The sequence below is a fragment of the Streptomyces sp. A18 genome (assembly GCF_059026065.1).
Genome location: NZ_JBWLKL010000045.1, coordinates 34,754 through 51,751, shown reverse-complemented (window position 1 = coordinate 51,751; position 16,998 = coordinate 34,754). Strand labels below are relative to the sequence as shown.

The 16,998-nt window shown below is 67.8% G+C and carries 16 protein-coding genes and 2 pseudogenes; 9 read left to right on the top strand and 9 right to left on the bottom strand.

Annotated features, from left to right (window positions below; translation table 11 throughout):
• On the bottom strand, positions 1-173 hold a 173-nt coding region (locus AC5P1C_RS38035; RefSeq protein ID WP_493870540.1), incomplete at its 3' end, for a DUF2637 domain-containing protein.
• A gap of 274 nt (positions 174-447) precedes the next feature.
• Here AC5P1C_RS38035 and AC5P1C_RS38030 point away from each other — a divergent pair.
• Entirely contained in the window at positions 448-939 is a 492-nt protein-coding gene (locus AC5P1C_RS38030) for a hypothetical protein (protein WP_493870537.1), read from the top strand.
• Between the two features lie 207 nt (positions 940-1,146).
• Here AC5P1C_RS38030 and AC5P1C_RS38025 read toward each other — a convergent pair whose 3' ends face one another.
• Positions 1,147-1,779 carry a TetR/AcrR family transcriptional regulator gene (locus tag AC5P1C_RS38025; protein WP_493870536.1) on the bottom strand — a complete coding sequence of 211 codons (633 nt, stop codon included), beginning with the start codon at positions 1,777-1,779 and terminating at the stop codon, positions 1,147-1,149.
• A 137-nt stretch (positions 1,780-1,916) separates the two neighbouring features.
• Here AC5P1C_RS38025 and AC5P1C_RS38020 point away from each other — a divergent pair, with 137 nt between their 5' ends.
• The 6 genes from AC5P1C_RS38020 to AC5P1C_RS37995 are packed head-to-tail and all read left to right on the top strand — an operon-like array spanning position 1,917 to position 9,090.
• Positions 1,917-3,062 carry a VOC family protein gene (locus AC5P1C_RS38020; protein WP_493870535.1) on the top strand — a complete coding sequence of 382 codons (1,146 nt, stop codon included), beginning with the start codon at positions 1,917-1,919 and terminating at the stop codon, positions 3,060-3,062.
• Positions 3,059-3,997, top strand: coding sequence for a fumarylacetoacetate hydrolase family protein (locus AC5P1C_RS38015; RefSeq protein ID WP_493870534.1), 939 nt, complete (start codon positions 3,059-3,061; stop codon positions 3,995-3,997). Before AC5P1C_RS38020 ends, AC5P1C_RS38015 begins: the two co-directional genes overlap by 4 nt.
• A gap of 56 nt (positions 3,998-4,053) precedes the next feature.
• Positions 4,054-5,637, top strand: a complete 1,584-nt coding sequence (gene mhpA, locus AC5P1C_RS38010; protein WP_493870533.1) for a bifunctional 3-(3-hydroxy-phenyl)propionate/3-hydroxycinnamic acid hydroxylase MhpA — start codon at positions 4,054-4,056, stop codon at positions 5,635-5,637.
• Positions 5,634-7,628 carry an acetoacetate--CoA ligase gene (locus AC5P1C_RS38005; protein WP_493870532.1) on the top strand — a complete coding sequence of 665 codons (1,995 nt, stop codon included), beginning with the start codon at positions 5,634-5,636 and terminating at the stop codon, positions 7,626-7,628. Before mhpA ends, AC5P1C_RS38005 begins: the two co-directional genes overlap by 4 nt.
• Entirely contained in the window at positions 7,625-7,975 is a 351-nt protein-coding gene (locus AC5P1C_RS38000; protein ID WP_493870531.1) for a DoxX family protein, read from the top strand. Before AC5P1C_RS38005 ends, AC5P1C_RS38000 begins: the two co-directional genes overlap by 4 nt.
• A gap of 56 nt (positions 7,976-8,031) precedes the next feature.
• On the top strand, positions 8,032-9,090 hold the full coding sequence (locus tag AC5P1C_RS37995) for an alpha/beta fold hydrolase (protein WP_493870530.1): 1,059 nt from the start codon (positions 8,032-8,034) through the stop codon (positions 9,088-9,090).
• On the opposite strand, the pseudogene AC5P1C_RS37990 reads toward AC5P1C_RS37995, so the two are convergent.
• Together AC5P1C_RS37990 and AC5P1C_RS37985 are read right to left on the bottom strand one after the other, a co-directional pair.
• Positions 9,062-9,415: pseudogene (locus AC5P1C_RS37990) on the bottom strand (transposase); the annotation flags it as partial. The gene AC5P1C_RS37995 and the pseudogene AC5P1C_RS37990 overlap by 29 nt on opposite strands.
• A gap of 178 nt (positions 9,416-9,593) precedes the next feature.
• Positions 9,594-10,745 carry an FAD-dependent oxidoreductase gene (locus AC5P1C_RS37985; RefSeq protein WP_493870529.1) on the bottom strand — a complete coding sequence of 384 codons (1,152 nt, stop codon included), beginning with the start codon at positions 10,743-10,745 and terminating at the stop codon, positions 9,594-9,596.
• A 262-nt stretch (positions 10,746-11,007) separates the two neighbouring features.
• On the opposite strand from AC5P1C_RS37985, the gene AC5P1C_RS37980 reads away from it, so the two are divergent.
• Positions 11,008-11,610 (top strand): TetR/AcrR family transcriptional regulator, encoded by a 603-nt coding sequence (locus AC5P1C_RS37980; protein ID WP_493870528.1) that lies wholly within the window; start codon positions 11,008-11,010, stop codon positions 11,608-11,610.
• 353 nt (positions 11,611-11,963) lie between these two features.
• On the opposite strand, the gene AC5P1C_RS37975 is transcribed toward AC5P1C_RS37980, so the two are convergent.
• Positions 11,964-12,224 carry a polysaccharide lyase gene (locus AC5P1C_RS37975; RefSeq protein ID WP_493870539.1) on the bottom strand — a complete coding sequence of 87 codons (261 nt, stop codon included), beginning with the start codon at positions 12,222-12,224 and terminating at the stop codon, positions 11,964-11,966.
• 461 nt (positions 12,225-12,685) lie between these two features.
• Between AC5P1C_RS37975 and AC5P1C_RS37970 the strand changes: the two genes are divergently transcribed.
• Entirely contained in the window at positions 12,686-12,964 is a 279-nt protein-coding gene (locus AC5P1C_RS37970) for a hypothetical protein (RefSeq protein ID WP_493870542.1), read from the top strand.
• On the opposite strand, the pseudogene AC5P1C_RS37965 reads toward AC5P1C_RS37970, so the two are convergent.
• The 4 genes and pseudogenes from AC5P1C_RS37965 to AC5P1C_RS37950 all read right to left on the bottom strand — a co-directional run bounded on the left by AC5P1C_RS37965 (position 12,852) and on the right by AC5P1C_RS37950 (position 16,580).
• Positions 12,852-13,879, bottom strand: a pseudogene (locus AC5P1C_RS37965) (IS5 family transposase). The gene AC5P1C_RS37970 and the pseudogene AC5P1C_RS37965 sit on opposite strands and share 113 nt — an antisense overlap.
• Before the next feature lie 18 nt (positions 13,880-13,897).
• On the bottom strand, positions 13,898-14,323 hold the full coding sequence (locus AC5P1C_RS37960; protein WP_493870527.1) for a hypothetical protein: 426 nt from the start codon (positions 14,321-14,323) through the stop codon (positions 13,898-13,900).
• Between the two features lie 3 nt (positions 14,324-14,326).
• Positions 14,327-15,481, bottom strand: a complete 1,155-nt coding sequence (locus tag AC5P1C_RS37955) for a DUF6192 family protein (protein WP_493870526.1) — start codon at positions 15,479-15,481, stop codon at positions 14,327-14,329.
• Positions 15,482-15,974: 493 nt separating this feature from the next.
• Positions 15,975-16,580, bottom strand: a complete 606-nt coding sequence (locus AC5P1C_RS37950) for a recombinase family protein (protein ID WP_493870538.1) — start codon at positions 16,578-16,580, stop codon at positions 15,975-15,977.
• Positions 16,581-16,998: the final 418 nt, after the last annotated feature.

The window sequence follows — 16,998 nt, the reverse complement described above, 5'->3', positions numbered from 1 at the left end:
AAGACCACCGAGAAGCTGCCGAAACCCTTCTTCTCGGCAAGGTCACGCACGGCCGCGTAGGACCCCGCGAAACCGATGCCGGCGATGACGACCGCACCGGCTACGACCACACCGATCAGGATCCGGTGCATGCGTGTCAGCAGCACGGGTTCCCGGCCGTTGCCCGCAGTCATGTCTGCTGTGACTCCCCTGACTTGAACCTGATAGCTGAGCAGTTCTCACAATTTCACAGGCTCACCGCGCCAGGCAGGTGGCCGGCCATGCCGCCGAGATCGCCGCGCTGCAGGTGCCTGGGCGAGGGGATGGCGAACACCAGGCTGTTGCCCGGTGGGTGACCGAGAAGCTGATCTACACGGAGGTGCGGGTGCGGGCCTTCGTGCACGATGTCGGGTCGTTGGCCGCGGAGGGTTTTCAGACGCTGCGGTTTCCGTTTCAGATCTTCAGGAAGTGCCGGACCACGTCGGGCGGGCCGCACTCTCGGTCACGGATGCGGCAATCACCGTGTTGGTGCATGCCATCGACGTGGACATCGCCTCGGAACAGGTCGCCGCCGAGGCCAAGCTGGAGGCGCTGCTCAAGCGGGCCCGGATCAGCGAGGCCCGCCAGATTGCTCTGCGAGCCCGGTTGCAGAGCATCCGTTCCGAGGTCAAGGACACGGTCGATGAGGCTCTTGATCACGTCAAGAACCGCTGTGATGCCGAGGCACAGCTCAAGGAAAGCGTGATGCAGCTGCTGGAGGCGACCGCCGACGACACCAGACGGCGGGAACTGGAGGAGCTGAAGCGGTTGATCGTCGAGTGCATGCAACGGCACTCGGTGCTGCTGGCGATGCTGCAGGAGATCGGCCCGGAGTTTCGGCGCCAGCAGGACCGGAAGGTGTTCGTCAACGTTCTGACCTGGGCCGAGAGCGCCCGAGGGAAACGCTCCGGACGCCTCTGAACTGAGGCGAATGCAACCCGAACTGCAACCCTTGGGGTTCGGGCGGATCCGCGCGGCGGGAGTTGGGGCCCCGGCGGCAGGGCGGTGCTGCTGAGCCCGATGGCATAGCGGCCGTCGGGGGTGAACACCCGGGACTCCAACTCGCCCGCCTCCCCTCATCTGGCCGGGAGAGGGGGCTGGAACGGCCATCTGTCCGGGGCGGCCGGGCTATGCGAGGTCGGGAAGCGGCCTGCGGGAGACCTCGAGGGCGTCGTCCGGTGGCAGGCCGAGCATGCGTAGGACCATCTCGGCCAGGTTCGTGGCGGCCTCGTCGCCGTCCAGGTCGGGTCGGGTGAATCTGAGCTCCACCAGCGAAAGCAGGGTTCCGCCCAGTGCGGTCAGGGCGACGGTCGGATCGCTGATGGTGAAGCGGCCGGTGGCGATGCCGGCCTCCAGGTCGCGCAGCGCCCGGGTGGTCAGGCCGTTGTCCGAGTGGAGGTGGCCCAGGCCGCGGCGGCGCAGGACCTGCATGAGTTGCGGGTGGGACTCGGCCATGCGCGCGCTGAGCCGGAATCCGGCAGACAGGAGTTCTGCGGGGTCGTCGATTCCCGCCAGTTGTTCGTCGAAGGTCTGGCCGAACTCCTCCAGCGCGTCCATCACCGCTGCCTCGAACAGTGCGGTCTTGGACTCGAAGTGGTTGTAGAAGGAGCCGAAGCCGACGTCCGCGCGCTCGGCGATGGCCTGGATGCTCGCTCCGGTGTCCCCGGTCTCGGCGAGGATCTGCCGGGCCGCACGGATGAGGGACCTGCGGGTTTCGGCGCGGCGCCGCGCGTAGCGGCTGGGTGGGGCTGACGTGGGCATGTGCCGAGTCTAACGACGAGCGCGACAGCGATCTTATTTCTGATGCTTTCATCAAGTTATCTCCGTCGCCCTATTGACTGACGCTGCAATCAGAGTTGATGCTTTCATCAATACGAGGCTGTTGCTCGGAGGGCACGATGTCTGAAACCCGTATGGCCGACGCCACTGTCACGACGTCTCACCAGGGCCTCCACAGCGAGCGGGGCGCCCTGCGCGGCGAGCACCCGGGGCGCTCCCGGAACCCCGTGATCAAGGTGGCGGACCTGGCCTGGCTGGAGTTCGAGAAGCCGGATCTGGACCGGGCGGAGACCTTCGCCCGTGACTTCGGGTTCCAGATCGCTGCACGCGGCGAGCGTGAGCTGTGGCTACGGGGCACCTTTGCGGGATCGCCGTGCATGGTGATCCGGCGCGGCCGCACCTCGCGCTTCATCGGCCCTGCGTTCCGGGCAGCCGAACGGGCGGACCTGGACCGGTTGGCGCGGGCGACCGGCTCGGCCGTACGGGACGCGGACGTTCCCGGCGGCGGCAAGGTGGTGACCCTGCTCGACCCGTCCGGCTTCCCGGTCCGGGTCGTAGACTGCACCGAATCGCTCCCCGGGCTGCCGGGGCAGCGGACGCTGCCGTTGAACTTCGGGGCGCATCCGCGTCGCATCGGCGCCACTCAGCGCCCGCCCCGGGAGCCATCCCGTATCCAGCGCCTGGGCCATGTGGTCCTCGAAACCCGGGTGTTCGCCCGTGCCCTCGACTGGTACCTGGACACCCTCGGCATGATCGTGTCCGACTTCCTGTTCCTGGACGGGCAGCGGGAGCGCGGCCCGACCATGGCGTTCCTCCGCTGCGACCTGGGCGGGCTGCCGGCCGACCACCACACCCTGGCCATGCACCTGGGGCCGGGTACGGGCTATGTCCACTCCGCCTACCAGGTCACCGATCTGGACTCGATCGCCGCCGGGGGCGAGTACCTGGGCGAGCGCGGCTACCGGCGCAGTTGGGGCATCGGTCGGCACATCCAGGGCAGCCAGCTCTTCGACTACTGGCGCGACCCCGACCACTTCATGCTGGAGCACTTCGCCGACGGCGATCTCTTCCCCCGTGACGTCGAGCCCGGCTGGGCGCCCATGTCGGCGAGCGGCCTTGCCCAATGGGGACCAACGGTCACCCGCGACTTCCTCGGCGCACGCCCGTCCCCCGCCAAGCTCCGCGAGGTCCTCCAGGCCCTGCGCGGCGACAGCGAACTCGACCCCGCCCGCCTCCTTGGCCTGATGAAAGCGATGAACTCTTGAGCGTCAACGTCCTGCGCACGGCCGACGGATGGTGGGTGGTCCGCGGCAAGAGCGCCGTCCCCGTCGACACCAAAGCCGTCACCACCGCCGAGCTCCTTGCCGACCGGGCTGCCGTCCAAGAGGCCGCCGCGAACGGTGAGGCGGGCCCACCCGTCACGGACCTGGCAGTCCTCTCGCCGGTCACCACGCCTTGCCGGGTGGTCGCCCAGATGGTCAACTACCGCAGCCATGCCCGCGATTCGGGATTCACGGGCGACATTCCGCCCGCGTTCTTCCGTAAGGCGTCCGGGTCGGTGAGCGCCCCCGGTCAGGACATCGTGCGGCCAGCGCACGTGAAACTCCTCGACTACGAGGTCGAGTTGGGGCTCATCATGGGCGCACCGCTGCCCATCGGCGCCGTCGTCGAAGAGCGGGACCTGCCGTCGTATGTCGCCGGCCTCGTCGTCACCAACGACGTCAGCGCCCGCGACGTACAGCTGACCAAGACACAGTTCTACGAGAGCAAGTCGTACCCGACCTTCACGCCCACCGGGCCCCACCTGGCCCTGCTGGAGCCGGAGGACTTCGCACATCTCCTCGATCTGCGACTGCAGTTGTCCGTCAATGGTGAACTGCGGCAGGACCGCACCCTCGCCGACATGATCGTCCGCCCGGCGCAGGCGCTGACCCTGCTCGCCCGCTTCCAGACCCTGAACGCCGGGGACCTGCTGCTCACCGGTACCCCCGGCGGCACCGCTCTGAAAGCCCCGCCGAAGGCGGTGGAGAAGATCGGCGCGCTGCTGCCGCCCGCCGTGAAATGGAAGATGTTCTTCAAGAGCCAGGCCAAGAACCCGCGTTACCTGAACGTGGGTGACGTGGTGACCGCGCAGATCGCCACCCCGGATGGCCGCATCGACCTCGGCGCGCAGCGCACCGCCGTCGCGGACGCCACGTGAAGCCGGGCGCGCCGCACCTCGGCACCGCCGGGGCCGACCAGTCCGACGCTGCTCCCATGAGAGCGCCGCACATACCGGTGGCCGTCATCGGCGCCGGGCCGGTGGGTGTGCTGGCCGCGCTCCTGCTGGCCCGGCGGGGCGTGCGCACCGTTGTCTTCGAACGCCACCGGGACATCTATCCGCTGCCCCGTGCCCTGGTGACCGACGACGAGGTGCGCCGGATCCTGCAGGCCGCGGGCATCGCCGAGGAGTTCGCGGCGATCGCCCGCCCGGGCAACGGGCTGCGCCTGCTGGATTCGAGGCACCGGGTGATGGCCGAGTTCCGGCGCTCCCGCCACGGCCCGCACGGATACCCGCAGACCAGCATGTTCGACCAGCCCGCACTCGAGCGGCTGCTGCGCGACGCGCTGGCCCGTCGGCCCGAGTGCGAACTGCGCAGCGGCGTCGAAGTCACCGGCATCGGCCCGGACACCGCTGCTCCCGTACGGATCACATACCGCGATGAGGCGGGGAAGCACCAGCTGTGGGCCGATGCGGTCCTCGGGTGCGACGGGGCGGGCAGCCTGACCCGCGACGCCATCGACGCCGTATGGGAGGACATGCGCTTCGAGGAGCGCTGGACCGTACTCGACGTGAAGACCAAGGCCGACATCGGCAGTTGGGACGGCGTGGACCAGATCTGCGACCCGGACCGGCCTGCGACCTTCATGCGCGTCGGCGAAGACCGCTATCGCTGGGAGTTCCGGCTGCACGAGGGTGAGCGCAACAAGCCGATCCGCGCACTGGTCGCCCCCTGGGTGGCACCGTCCTACAGCGGGGACTTCGAGGTCATCCGGCAGGCCGACTACACCTTCCGCGCCCGCGTCGCCGACCACTGGCGCCGCGGGCGCGTCTTCCTGCTCGGCGACGCGGCCCACCTCACCCCGCCGTTCATCGGCCAGGGCCTGTGCGCGGGCCTGCGGGACGCGTACAACCTCACCTGGAAGCTCGCCCGCGTCCTCCAACAAGGCGGCGATGAGCGGCTCCTTGATACGTACGAGAGTGAACGCAAGCCGCACGTCCGGCATGTCATCCGGCGTGCGGTCGCGGTGGGCTGGGCCATGACCGGCGGCCAGGACAGCGCCGCCGCGCTGCGCCGCACGGCCCTCAAGGCGGCCGCGCACATCCCCGCTCTGACCGCTGCCGCCGGCCGCGATCTCAGCCCGCCCCTGACCGCCGGGCCGCTTCAGCACCGCCGTACCCGCTTCGGGCCCCGCCGCCTGGTGGGCACCCTCTGCCCGCAACCCTGGGTGAGCGTCGACGGACAGCGCAGCCGCCTGGACGATCTGTTCGGCGACTCCTTCGCCATCCTGACCGCCACCGATCCCGGGCCCTGGCTGTGCGCGCTGGCCCACGGGCTCGGCGCCCGCCTGGTCCGCGCGGATGGCCTCGACGACGGGCAGCTGGCCGCGTGGCTGCACGCGGCCCGGGCCGAGGCGGTGCTGCTGCGCCCGGACCGCGTCGTCGTGGACGTCGTCCCCGCGCTTGCCACCGCCTTTACCGACACCGCCGGCTGGGCGCCGCTGCTGCATACCACACGCCACCACTGTCTTACGTCCCCAGGAACCAGCACCGGCTTGCCGAGGAGCGTCGACGCATGACCAGGCCAGATCCCTTCCTGCCGCCCGATCCACGAACGGCCGCACACAGCCGCATTAGGGACTTCGCCCAGTGGGCGGCGCGGCACCGGGGAGCCGCCAGCGGATCCGACCCCGAGGACTACGCCGCCTTGCATCGCTGGTCGGTCACCGACCTGGAAGGGTTCTGGAGCGCGGTCTGGGACTACTTCGACATCGAGGCGGACACCCCGTACGAGCGGGTGCTCGAGGACGAGCGGATGCCTGGCGCCCGCTGGTTTACCGGCACCACTCTCAACTACGCCCACCATGCCCTGCGCAACCTCGCGGACGACGGCGTGGCGATCCTCGCACTCGACGAGACCGGAGCGGCATACGAGATCACCGGGCGGCAACTGCGCGCCCAGGTCGCCTCGGTCGCCGCCACTCTGCGTGATCTCGGGGTCGGCGCGGGGGACCGGGTCGTGGGCTATCTGCCCAACACCCCGCACGCCGTCATCGCGTTCCTCGCCGCCGCGAGCCTGGGTGCCGTCTGGTCGGTGTGCGGACAGGACTACGCGCCCCAGGCCGCGGCCGACCGCTTCGCCCAGCTGGAGCCCGCCGCCCTGATCGCGGCCGACGGCTACCTCTTCAACGGCACCACCCACGACCGCCGCGACGCTGCCCTCGAACTGGCGCGCTCACTGCCAACGTTGAAGGCTGCGGTCCTGGTCGGGCACGTGGACCGGCCCTGGCCGCAGACCGCCGGGCAGCTGCACACGGTGCCGTGGCAGGAAGCATGCAGCCGAGTCGATGAGCAACTCACCTGTATGCCTGTCCCGTTCGACCACCCGCTGTGGGTGGTCTTCTCCTCCGGCACGACGGGTCTGCCCAAGGGCATCGTCCACGGCCACGGCGGTGTCCTGCTCGAGCACCTGAAGACCCTTGGCCTGCACAGCGACCTGCGGCCCGGCGAGTGCCTGTTCTGGTACACCACCACCCACTGGATGATGTGGAACCTACTCGTCTCCACCCTCCTGACCGGCGCGACCACCTGTACGTACGACGGCAGCCCGGCCCCACAGGCCCAGCCCGACCTGCTGTGGCAGCTGGCCGCCCGGCACCGCGTCACCGTCTTCGGGACCAGTCCCCAATATCTCCTGGGCATGGCCAAGTTCGGTGTCGACCCGTCCGTCCACGACCTCTCGGCGATCCGCGCCATCGGGTGCACCGGCTCCACCCTGCCCGCCACCGCCTACCCCTGGGTCCGCGAACACGTCGGTGACCACGTCCAGTTGGCCTCCAGCAGCGGCGGCACCGACGTCGTCTCAGGCTTCGCGGGCAGCGCCCCCACCACACCCATCTGGGCCGGTGAACTGTCCGCGCCCCACCTCGGCGTCGCCCTGGCCGCATACGACGCCGAGGGACGGCCCGTCGTGGACCAGGTAGGCGAACTGGTCGTCACCCGTCCCATGCCGTCGATGCCGCTGCGTCTCTGGAACGACCCCGACGGCACGCGCCTCCACGAGGCGTACTTCGCCACGTACCCCGGCGTCTGGCGGCACGGCGACTGGATCACCCTCACCTCGCACGGATCGGTGATCGTCCACGGCCGCTCCGACAGCACGCTGAACCGCAACGGTGTACGCCTGGGCAGCGCCGACATCCACGACGTCGTCGAACGCCTCCCCGAAATCACCGAGGCCCTCGTCATCGGGGCCGAAGAACCAGGCGGCGGCTACTGGATGCCCCTGTTCGTCCAGCTCGCGGACGAAGCCGCCCTCGACGAGGCGCTCCGAGACAAGATCCGCGAGGCCATCCGCACAGGCGCCTCACCGCGCCACGTCCCCGACGAGATCCTCGAAGTGCCGGCCGTCCCACACACCCGCACGGGAAAGAAGCTGGAAGTTCCGATCAAGCGCCTGCTCCAAGGAGCGCCCGTCGAACAGGTCGTCAACCCCGCCACGATCGACGCCCCCGACCTCCTCGACTACTACGCACGCCTCAGTGCCCGACGACGGGAGCAGAGCACATGAGAACCGTGCAGATCACCCTTGCTGTCGTGCTGTCCCTGGTGTTCCTCCCGCTGGGACTGGCGAAGATGGCCGCGCTGCCGTTCATGCGCCAGGCGGCCGCCCACCTCGGCACGTCCACGGGCCTATACCGCCTCGTCGGCACCCTGGAGATCGCCGGAGCCGCCGGACTCCTCCTCGGACTGGCATCGCTGCCGCTCGGCGCCGCTGCCGGGGCCGGACTTGCGCTGCTGATGACGGCCGCCGCGGTGGTTCATCTGCGGCACGGCGATCCGCCCGTACGCGCCGTACCGGCCGCCGTGCTCGCCTTGACGGCCACGGCGTACGCAGCCGTGACGTTCGCCCACTGAACTCTCAGCAGAGAGCCACATCCATCAAGTTCCGTCGTATACCCCAAAGGACCGCAATGCCGACCACGCCCACCGCCCATGAGTACACCGAGCCGCCCGCCCGGATACGCGCCGGATTCGAAGAGCGTCCGAAGCGGCTCGCGGCTGTCGGTGACCGTGTCGCCGCGCTGCCCGCCACCCCGGCCCGGGAGCCCGACGCGGACGGTGACCCCGAGAACCTCGGCGGCGTCACCGCAGTCCACCGCTTCGTCGACGCTCCCGGCGACGGCGACACCGTGCGGTGGCACTACGTCGAGTGCGGGCCCGCCAAGGCTCCCGTCGTCGTCTTCCTGCATGGTGTGCCCGACTCGTGGTGGCAGTGGCATTACGCGCTCCAATCCCTGGGCGGCACCTTCCGCTGCCTGGCGATCGACCTCAAGGGCTACGGCCAGTCGGAGAAGGGCACGGGCGACTTCCGGCAGGAAGGCGTCGCCCTGCAACTGGCCGCCTTCCTCGACCAGATCGGCGTGGACCGCTTCAGCCTCGTCACCCACGACCGCGGAACTCCCGTGGGCGACCACTTGGTTGCCCGCCTGGGCGATCGCGTCACCCGCTACGGACGAGGCCAGCAGCACCTGTGGAAGCTGCACCCGGACCTGCACCCGCAGCAGGAGATGTTCACCTCGCCCGAGGCCCCATCGATCCTGTCCGACGCGCGGAGCTTCGTAGTCGCCGCCTACGCGCTGCTGGCGGAGCGGCCGGTAAAGGACTCCGACCTCGTCCGCACCGTGCAGGAATTCAGCTACGAAGGCATCTCCTGTGCGGTCCCGCGCTACTTCAACCCTTCCTCGTTTCGACAGGAATGGATAGAGCGCCGCACCCACCTCATCGACGCCTGGAGGTGTCCGGTCCTTCTGCTCCAGGGGCGCGACGACCCCAACCAGCCGCACGAGTTCTACACCGACACCGCGGTCCTTGACAGGCTGCCCGCCGGCAGCGATGTCCACCTTTTCGATGCCGGGCACTTCTGGCCCTTCGAGGCACCCACGGAGATGGTGCGCGTTCTCAAGGAGTTCCTGACGAAGGAGTCTGATTCGAAAATCCACCCACGCCGGCCGAACGGATGCCCTTCTTGAGGAAGCCTGTGTCATCGACGATCAGGACGGCATCCCGGTCTCCGAGGTGTTCGACGACGTAGTCGCGTACGTCGTCCAGGACCTCGTCGGCTTCCCACTCGATCCGGTTCAGCAGCCGGTGGATGCGATCGGGGCCCGCGTGACCGGCCTCCTCCGCCAGCGTCCAGCCGTTCTTCCGCTCCAGCGGCGCAACCAGCCCCCGCATGTAAGCCAGCGCCGACTGACGCGGCTCCTCCCGGTTGAACCGGTGCACGAACCGCTCATGCAGTACGTCCAGCTCTCCTGCCCACAACCTGACTTCAGCAAGGCCCCCACCCGTAACCACACCAACGACCGAGCTGGCCAGCAGTCACGGCAAGCACCGTTGCAGTACTAACCCGCGCGTTTCAGTTGCGGCCGTTTCCGGGTTCTGAGCGGAAAGGCGAAAGTGCCCTCTGAGCTGGGGTGATGAGGCTTGTGTAGGGCTTTTCTCACCAAAGCGGGAAGACACTTCAACGTGCGCACTACGCAGGTCGCGTCCCAAGGTTGTCGTCGCTGAAGTCGGGGGACTCAGTCGCCAGCAGGTGCTCCGCGCCGCCTTCGAGGACTTGGGCCATCTCGGCCGAGCGGGGGAGCATGGTTTTCTCGTAGACGTGGACGGCGTCATCGACAGTCGCCGCGTTCGCCAGGGCCAAGGCGAGGTCGCTCGCGTCGAGCATGGCGAGGTTGACGCCGACGCCCAGCGGCGGCATGAGGTGGGCGGCGTCGCCGAGCAAAGTCACCGTCGGGTCGTGCTCCCAGGTGTGCGGGGCAGGCAGAGCGAAGATCGGGCGGTCGGCATAGGGGCCGTCGTTGTCGGTGATCATCTGCTGCAAGCTGGGTGACCAGTGGGCGTAGCGTTCCAGGAGCAGGGCACGGATGGTTTCGGTGTCCTTGGACGTCAGGCCGCTCGCGGCGATCCAGTCGGCCGGGACACGCTGGATCAGGTAGACGCGAATGTGGTCGTAGTTGTTGCGTTGGGCGAACAAGCCGCGCTCGCCGTCGGCGGCGTGCGCACCGCCTTGGCCGACCAGTTTGGCGATCTCGGGGTGACGGGCTTCGACGTCGGCGAAGCGCGCCTCCAGGAAGCTGACCCCACTGTATTCGGGGACGGCTGACGAGACGGCCTGGCGTACGCGCGAGAAGGCACCATCGGCCCCGATGACCAGGTCGGTCTCGACGGTGGTGCCGTCGGCGAAGTGCAGTCGGCGCGGCCCCTGGGAGGGTCCGCTGACGCGGTCGAGGACGCGGCCCCAGCGCACCCTGCCGGGCTGGAGGGAGCCGAGCAGCAGGTCGCGCAGCTGACCGCGGTCGATCTCCGGCTTGAACAGCTCGTCGGGCTCGGGGATCCGGTGGGAGGTGATGGTGCCCGTCGGGTCCATCTGGCGCATCTCCTGCCCTTCGGGGCGGGCCAGCTTGAAGAACTCGTCGAGCAGGCCGGCTTCACGCAGGGCGATCTGACCGTTGTCGGCGTGCAGGTCCAGGGTGCCGCCCTGGTTGCGAGCGTCGGGTCCGATGTCGCCCTCGTAAACGGTGACTGCGATGCCGTGCTGCTGGAGGATGCGGGCGCAGGTCAGCCCGCCGGGTCCGGCTCCGATGATGCTGATCCGAGCGTGGCTGGGGTGCGAAGAAGTCATGGGATGGTCCGTTCATCGCGGGATGGATGGGACGTTGCGGCCGAAGGTGGCGCGCTGGCGCTCCGAGTCCGGGGGACGCGGCGTACCGGGGCAAAAGGAAGGCGGTGATCGTCCGACTTGTGACCGTGCCGAACTGCGGCAGCTCAGCCGCAGCGCCGGAGGGTCTGCAAGGGTTCGTCACCCTGCCCACATAGGTAGAGTATGTAAAAAAGTAGAATGTGACAACTCTTATTCTCGTTGTGGCTTCGGGTAGCCTCACGGTATGACCGAGCCCGTTCTCAGCCGCCGCGAGCGCAAGAAGGCCGCCACCCGGCAGTCGATCGCAGACGCCGCACTCCGACTCTTCCTGGCACACGGCTACGACCACGTGAGCATCAAGGACATTGCCGAAGCCGCGGACGTGTCGACCGCCACGGTGTTCAAGCACTTCACCGGCAAAGAAGCCCTCGTGTTCGATCAAGAAGAGAGCACAGACGCGCACCTGGCCGCGGCCGTACAACAACGGCCGGCGGGCCAGAGCGTCCTCGACGCCCTGCGCGAGCACGTACTCGCCACCTGGTTGCCGATCGCGGCACACCCCGAGGCAGCGGAGTTCACCCGCCTGGTCAACACCACCCCGGCGCTACGCGCCTACGCCGAACGCATGTGGACCCGGCACACCGACACCCTCAGTGCAGCCATCGCCGACCAGTTCGGCGTGGACCACCACGACCTCGCCTGCACCGCCCTGGCCCGTTTCGTCCTAGAGGTCCCTGTCCTGGCTCAACGCCAGAAGGACCGCAGAGCCGCCGTCGAGGAAGTTTTCGACATCCTCACCAACGGCTGGCAGCCCCCCGGCCGCTACGACAAGCACACAGGGGCATAGCAGTGGACGACCCTCTTCTGATCGGCAAACTGGAGCGGTGCGGATAGAGAGCGTCGTAAAGGTCCAGGCAGTCCAGCTCCCCGTCACGGTCGGTGCAGTCGTTGCCCCGCCAGCCCTGTTCGTGGCTGGGACTCCTCTGCCGCTGCATGTTGCGTCGTTACTACCGCGCGAACGGTCCAGGCCTCGTCACTAAAGAGGACGGCTGGGTGAGCCCGGGATACTTCGTCGTCACCAACGTGGTGTTCGAGCCCGCTGCGGGCCATCGGAGTAGCTACGGGGTTCTCCGGTGCAGCGCCCCGGAGAGCTGGGGCGCCGGGAGGCCGCTGGAGCCTCCCGGCGCAGTCTGAGGTGCGTCAGGAACAGCTGCTCAGCTCGCAGATGTCTTCCCGCTTGGTGGACACCTTGATGTCGTCGTACCAGATGTAGCCGTCGTTGGCCGGGGCGAACTCGGAGGTGCCGCCACCGGCGAAGCTGGAGAAGTACGCCTTGTCGACCTGGTCGTCGTTGCTGACGAAGCGCAGGCCGGTCCTCTTCGCGGCGGACTCACCGTTGTAGAAGACCTCGATCTCGCCGTCGGGGTTCGCCTGCCCGTTGGTGACGGTGTTGACCTTCAGGCGCTGGACGACATTGACTCACTTCCCCTACGGCCGCTTTGCCGCTGCTCTTGCTCCAGATCGGTCGCGAGGTGAAACCGTGCGCACGCGGCGGACGATCCCAGCGGCGAGGTGGCCAACGGCACCGAGACGGGCGAGCTGAATGAGGACCTCCCCATCCCCGGGGAGAAGGATGAGGACATCCCGGACAAGCTCAGTGAGTGTTTGAGATCCCCGGTGTCCTCAGCTCGGGTGTTTTCGGGTGAGTGTCTGGGTGAGCGGATCGCGGCTGGTGTAGAAACGGTGAACGCGGCATGCGTCGCCCAGCCTGGACCCTGCTGGGACGCCGTGCTTGCTGACTGAGCGGCCCGGTCTTGCTCGTATCTGGTCAAGTCCATGCGCTGGCTTGCCGCTTCAGGGTGGGGCGCGATGCGAGGGTGGACGGAACCGTTTCTCCACCGTGCTGGGCTCGTTGCCCGGTCATGGGACAAGGCGAGATCGGTGACGGCGTCTTGGATCAGGCTGTTCCGGCCGCACTGCTGGATGCGTACTGGCTGGTGGTCGACTCTCCTGCTCGTTCGCTTTGCGGGCGGTGCCGGCCGGAACAGGAAAAGAACAGCGCGGCAGTGGTCCAACAGCGGCGCGTGTTCAACAGCGAAAGCATGTCGGGCAGGTGGCGGCTGGCCCGGACCGTGATACTGACCGTTGCCGCGGGCTCTGTGGTTGCCGCGGTGTGGGTGACGGCCGTGGCCGGAGGTTGAGCTCCCCAGCCGCCGGTCTCGGGCTCAAGGCCCGGGAGTCCCGTCCGGGCGGCGCGCGCAGGGAAGACCGGGCTCCTTCTTCGACCAGTTCGGGCGGGTCCCCTTGCGGGTCAGTCGCCTGGTCATGAGGGTGATGAGTGCCCAGGTCAGATGTGCCTCGGAGTGTTGAGGCAGCCGTTCGTAGTCGCGGACATTTCGCCGGGCTTTCATGATCCAGCCCAGTGTCCGTTCGACTTTCCAGCGCCGGGGCAGAACGACGAATCCCTTCGCCCCGCGGGGCCGGGACACGGTTCTGAGGGTCATGTTGAGGAAGTCGCCAGACCAGTTGATGAGTTGGCCGGCATAGGCGGTGTCGGCCCAGACCTGCGTGATCTGCGGTTGCATGACCCGCAGGCGCCAGAGGAGTTCACGGGCCGCGTCGCGGTCGGTGGTGTCGGCTGGCGTGACGGTGATCATCACCGGGAGTCCGAGGGTGTCGACGGCGATGTGTCTCTTGCGGCCGTTGATCTTCTTCCCGGCGTCGAAGCCGCGGGTGGACTTGGACACGGTCTCGGCGCCTTTGACCGACTGGCTGTCGACGATCAACGTCACGGGCCAGGGACATCGTCCCTGGCCCGTGCGGATCTGCCGTCTGAACTGGTCACGCAGGAAAGCGATGACGCCGCGGCGGTGCCAGGCGGCGAAGTGGTAGTAGACCGTCTGCCAGGGCGGGTAGTCGGCGGGCAGGGCCCGCCATTTCACGCCGTTGTCGACGACGTATCGGATCGCGTCGACGATGTCACGGCGATGCCACTTCTCTGGTCGGCCTCCGGTTTTCGTCGTGCAGGCGGGCCGGGGAAGCAGCGGTTCGATCAGCGCCCATTCCGCGACGGAGGTGTCGGATGGATAGCGGCGCCGACGCGCGGTCGACGGCATCGAGGAGGACCTTCAGGTCTATTTGACGAGCTGAGCGAGGGTGGCGCGAACGCCGGTGAGCTGGGCCGATGCGAGCTGGGCCCACTCATCGTCAGGGTGGCGGGCCAGGTGCGGGTCGAGTGTGCCGGTGATCAACCGGGTCAGTCGGCCGAGCACGATCTTGAACTGCTTCTTCTCGTACTCGATCCAGTCAGCGGGCTCATCCGAGAAGAGATATCCGTCCTTGCGGCGCCAGATGATCGGAGTCAGGTGCTCAGCCGCACCGACATCACGCAGGTGACGAACCCCTCGGGCGATCTGTGACGGGGAAAGCCGGGTCGCGGCGACCAGCTGCTTGGTCTGCAGGCCAGCAGGTCTGGCTTCCATCAGCGCGACGCGGACCAGGTCGCCGTAGTGCTCGCTCAGCGGCCGGGCCTGATGACCGCCGCGTCGACGGCGGGTCATGGATCAGTCGCCTTTGAGGAGCTGGGCGAACTGCTCGTCCAGCGTGAACTGGCCGCTGTCGAGCGCGGCCTCCAGCCAGTCGGCGGCCCCACGGACCTTCGCGATCCCACGGCGGATCGTCTCGCGCTCGTCGTCGGTGAACTCCTGGTCGCGCATGCGCGGGACGAGTCGGCCCAGGGTGGCGACGTATTGATGCGCCGATCCGACCAGGTCGAGGTACTCGATGGTGTGCTCGATCTTGCGGACCGCCGGGACCCTGTCCCGGATCCTGCCCCTGACCTCCTCGGAGTTGTCGAACTGGGCTCGGTTGACGGTGAAACGGACCTCATCGTTGCGCATCGCCTGTCGTGCGACGCGTGGCCGCTGCAGCAGCTCGGAGGTGACCGAAGTAGCGACCTCGTCGTCGCGGGCGAGCTCCTGGATCACCCGGGCCTTGTCCGCGGCCGGCAGCGCGGCCGCTGTGTCCGGCCGGGTCAGCAGCGAGGCGGTCACCTTGACCGCGACCGCGTCATCGCGGGTCAGGTCCTTGACCGCGCGAACCTTCTCCTCGACCGTTTCCGGCCGGTCGACCTGCTGACCGACCAGGCGTTTCGCCCCATCCGTGGTCCACTGCTTCCTGCCCGACCGGGAGTTGAACGGGGCATCTGCGATCGCCACCCACCGTTCCTCGTCATCCGGGATGGACGCCAGGATCTTGTGAACGTTCCAGGACACGCCGTCTTTGCGTTTCTCCTTCGGCCAACGCGAGGCGACCCAGCGCCAGTCCTCGATCGTTCCGAGCCCGACCCCGATGTCATCGGCATAGATCTGCAGCGACTCCTCGACCGTGAACAGCTCCTCGCCCTTGGCTCCCTGCGAGCCGCCGACGGCTCGCATTGGCTCGATGATCAGTGCCTTTTCACCCAACGAGAACTGGGCTTTCGTGACCTGCGAAATCAGATCACGCGACTCCGCGACAAGCTCTTCGTAACGGGTCCGAGAGACGTTTCCGACCTGATCCGACATGCTGTCACCACCTTCGCGCCCAGGCTGGGCACCCAGGTCACGATCAGGATGGGCCGCCCGAACCTGCCCGCGACAGGCGCGAATGAGGAGCTTGTGAGGCGTGCCAATGGCCCACCGCAACCCTCTGAGAGAGAGCTGCGACAGGTGTTTCAACTGCAGCGTTCGGCTATGCCGTCACCGTGACGGATTCCGGTGACACCTTCGATCTCCAGGAACGCGTCCGGCACCTCGACGAGCAGAACACTGCCGACCGGCGCAGTTCAACCCCAACCGTCCACTCACGCCCGCAGACCGGACACGCCGCCTTCTCCCCACGCTGCATAGCCGCCACCCTCCGACGGGCGTGTTGCAAAGCCCGCCACCGTCGTGACCTGCACCTACCCGAACAGAACACCGCTGTCGCCGACTTCGTCGGCGGCAGCGGTACCCCACACTCCGGGCAGTACCGCCGCCCCACCGCACCAGAGCCCATACCCCCAGCATCACGACCGCAGGGCCCCACGAACAGCGTTCTCAAACAGACACTCACGACCAGGGGCGAGTACTGCAAGCCGGGCACGGTTCACGTCATCACCAAGAACGTCAAGAACACGATGTCGGTGAAGTACCACGTGTACGTCCAGAACAAGAAGGACTACGCGATCGACTACAAGTTCACTTCGAAGAAGTCGGGGACAACCGAGGTGGGCGCCTCGGTGACCATCAGCGGTGAAGCCAAGCTTCCCTGTCCTGGAGGAACTTGGTATCGGCTTCGTCGCCTACTCACCACTCGCGCGCGGCGACCGCCCTTCAGCTCGGGCACATAGTTGTAGATCGTGTTCCTGGAGACGCCGAGGAGCTTCGCGATCGAGGTGACGGTGTTCCCCGGGCGGGCGAGTAGGTCGCGGGCGTGACGCACCTGCTCCTCGGTCATCGCCGGCGGGCGGCCGAGCCGGGCGCCGCGGGCGCGGGCGCCGTCCAGGCCCTCATTGGTGCCCTGCACGATGAGTTCGCGGATGAACTCCGCCAGGGCCGCAAACACGTGGAAGACCAGACGCCCGCCGGGCGTGGTCGTGTCGAGCGCCTCGTGCAGCGAGGTGAAGCCGACGCCACGCTTGCGCAGGCCGGACACAATCGCGATGAGGTCCTGGATGGAGCGGCCGAGCCGGTCCAGCGACGGGACGACGAGGGTGTCGCCCTCGCGCAGAAAGTCGAGGGCCTTCCACAGCTCCTCGCGTTTGGCGTTCTTGCGGGACTTCTTGTCGGCGAAGATCCGGATGCATCCCGTTTCGGTGAGTGCGTGGATCTGCGGTCCAGCAACTGCCCCTTGGTGGACACGCGTGCGTATCCCACGAGGCTGCCGGTCCGCACGGCCGGAACGGGGGCGAGGAGATCGGCGGTGTTGTCGTCGCGGGGTGGCTGCACCGCCAGATCGTACAGAAAAGGGTGCCCCTCAAGTTCTTGAGCGCATCGACTTTCTGACACTGCTTTATGGGCATGATCCGGCGTCGATCCGGTCGTGCGCCACCACTTACCGATCTTGCTCATCAATCGGTCGATTGATGAACGTACCGATCCACTCGATTTCGCCAGAAATCTAACAAACGTCGTGTCCTTAGGGTGTGGGGGTGGTCGGGGCCGAGCACACGTAGCTCGTTCTCCAGTAGGTCGGCGAACGCTGCTGCAGCGCC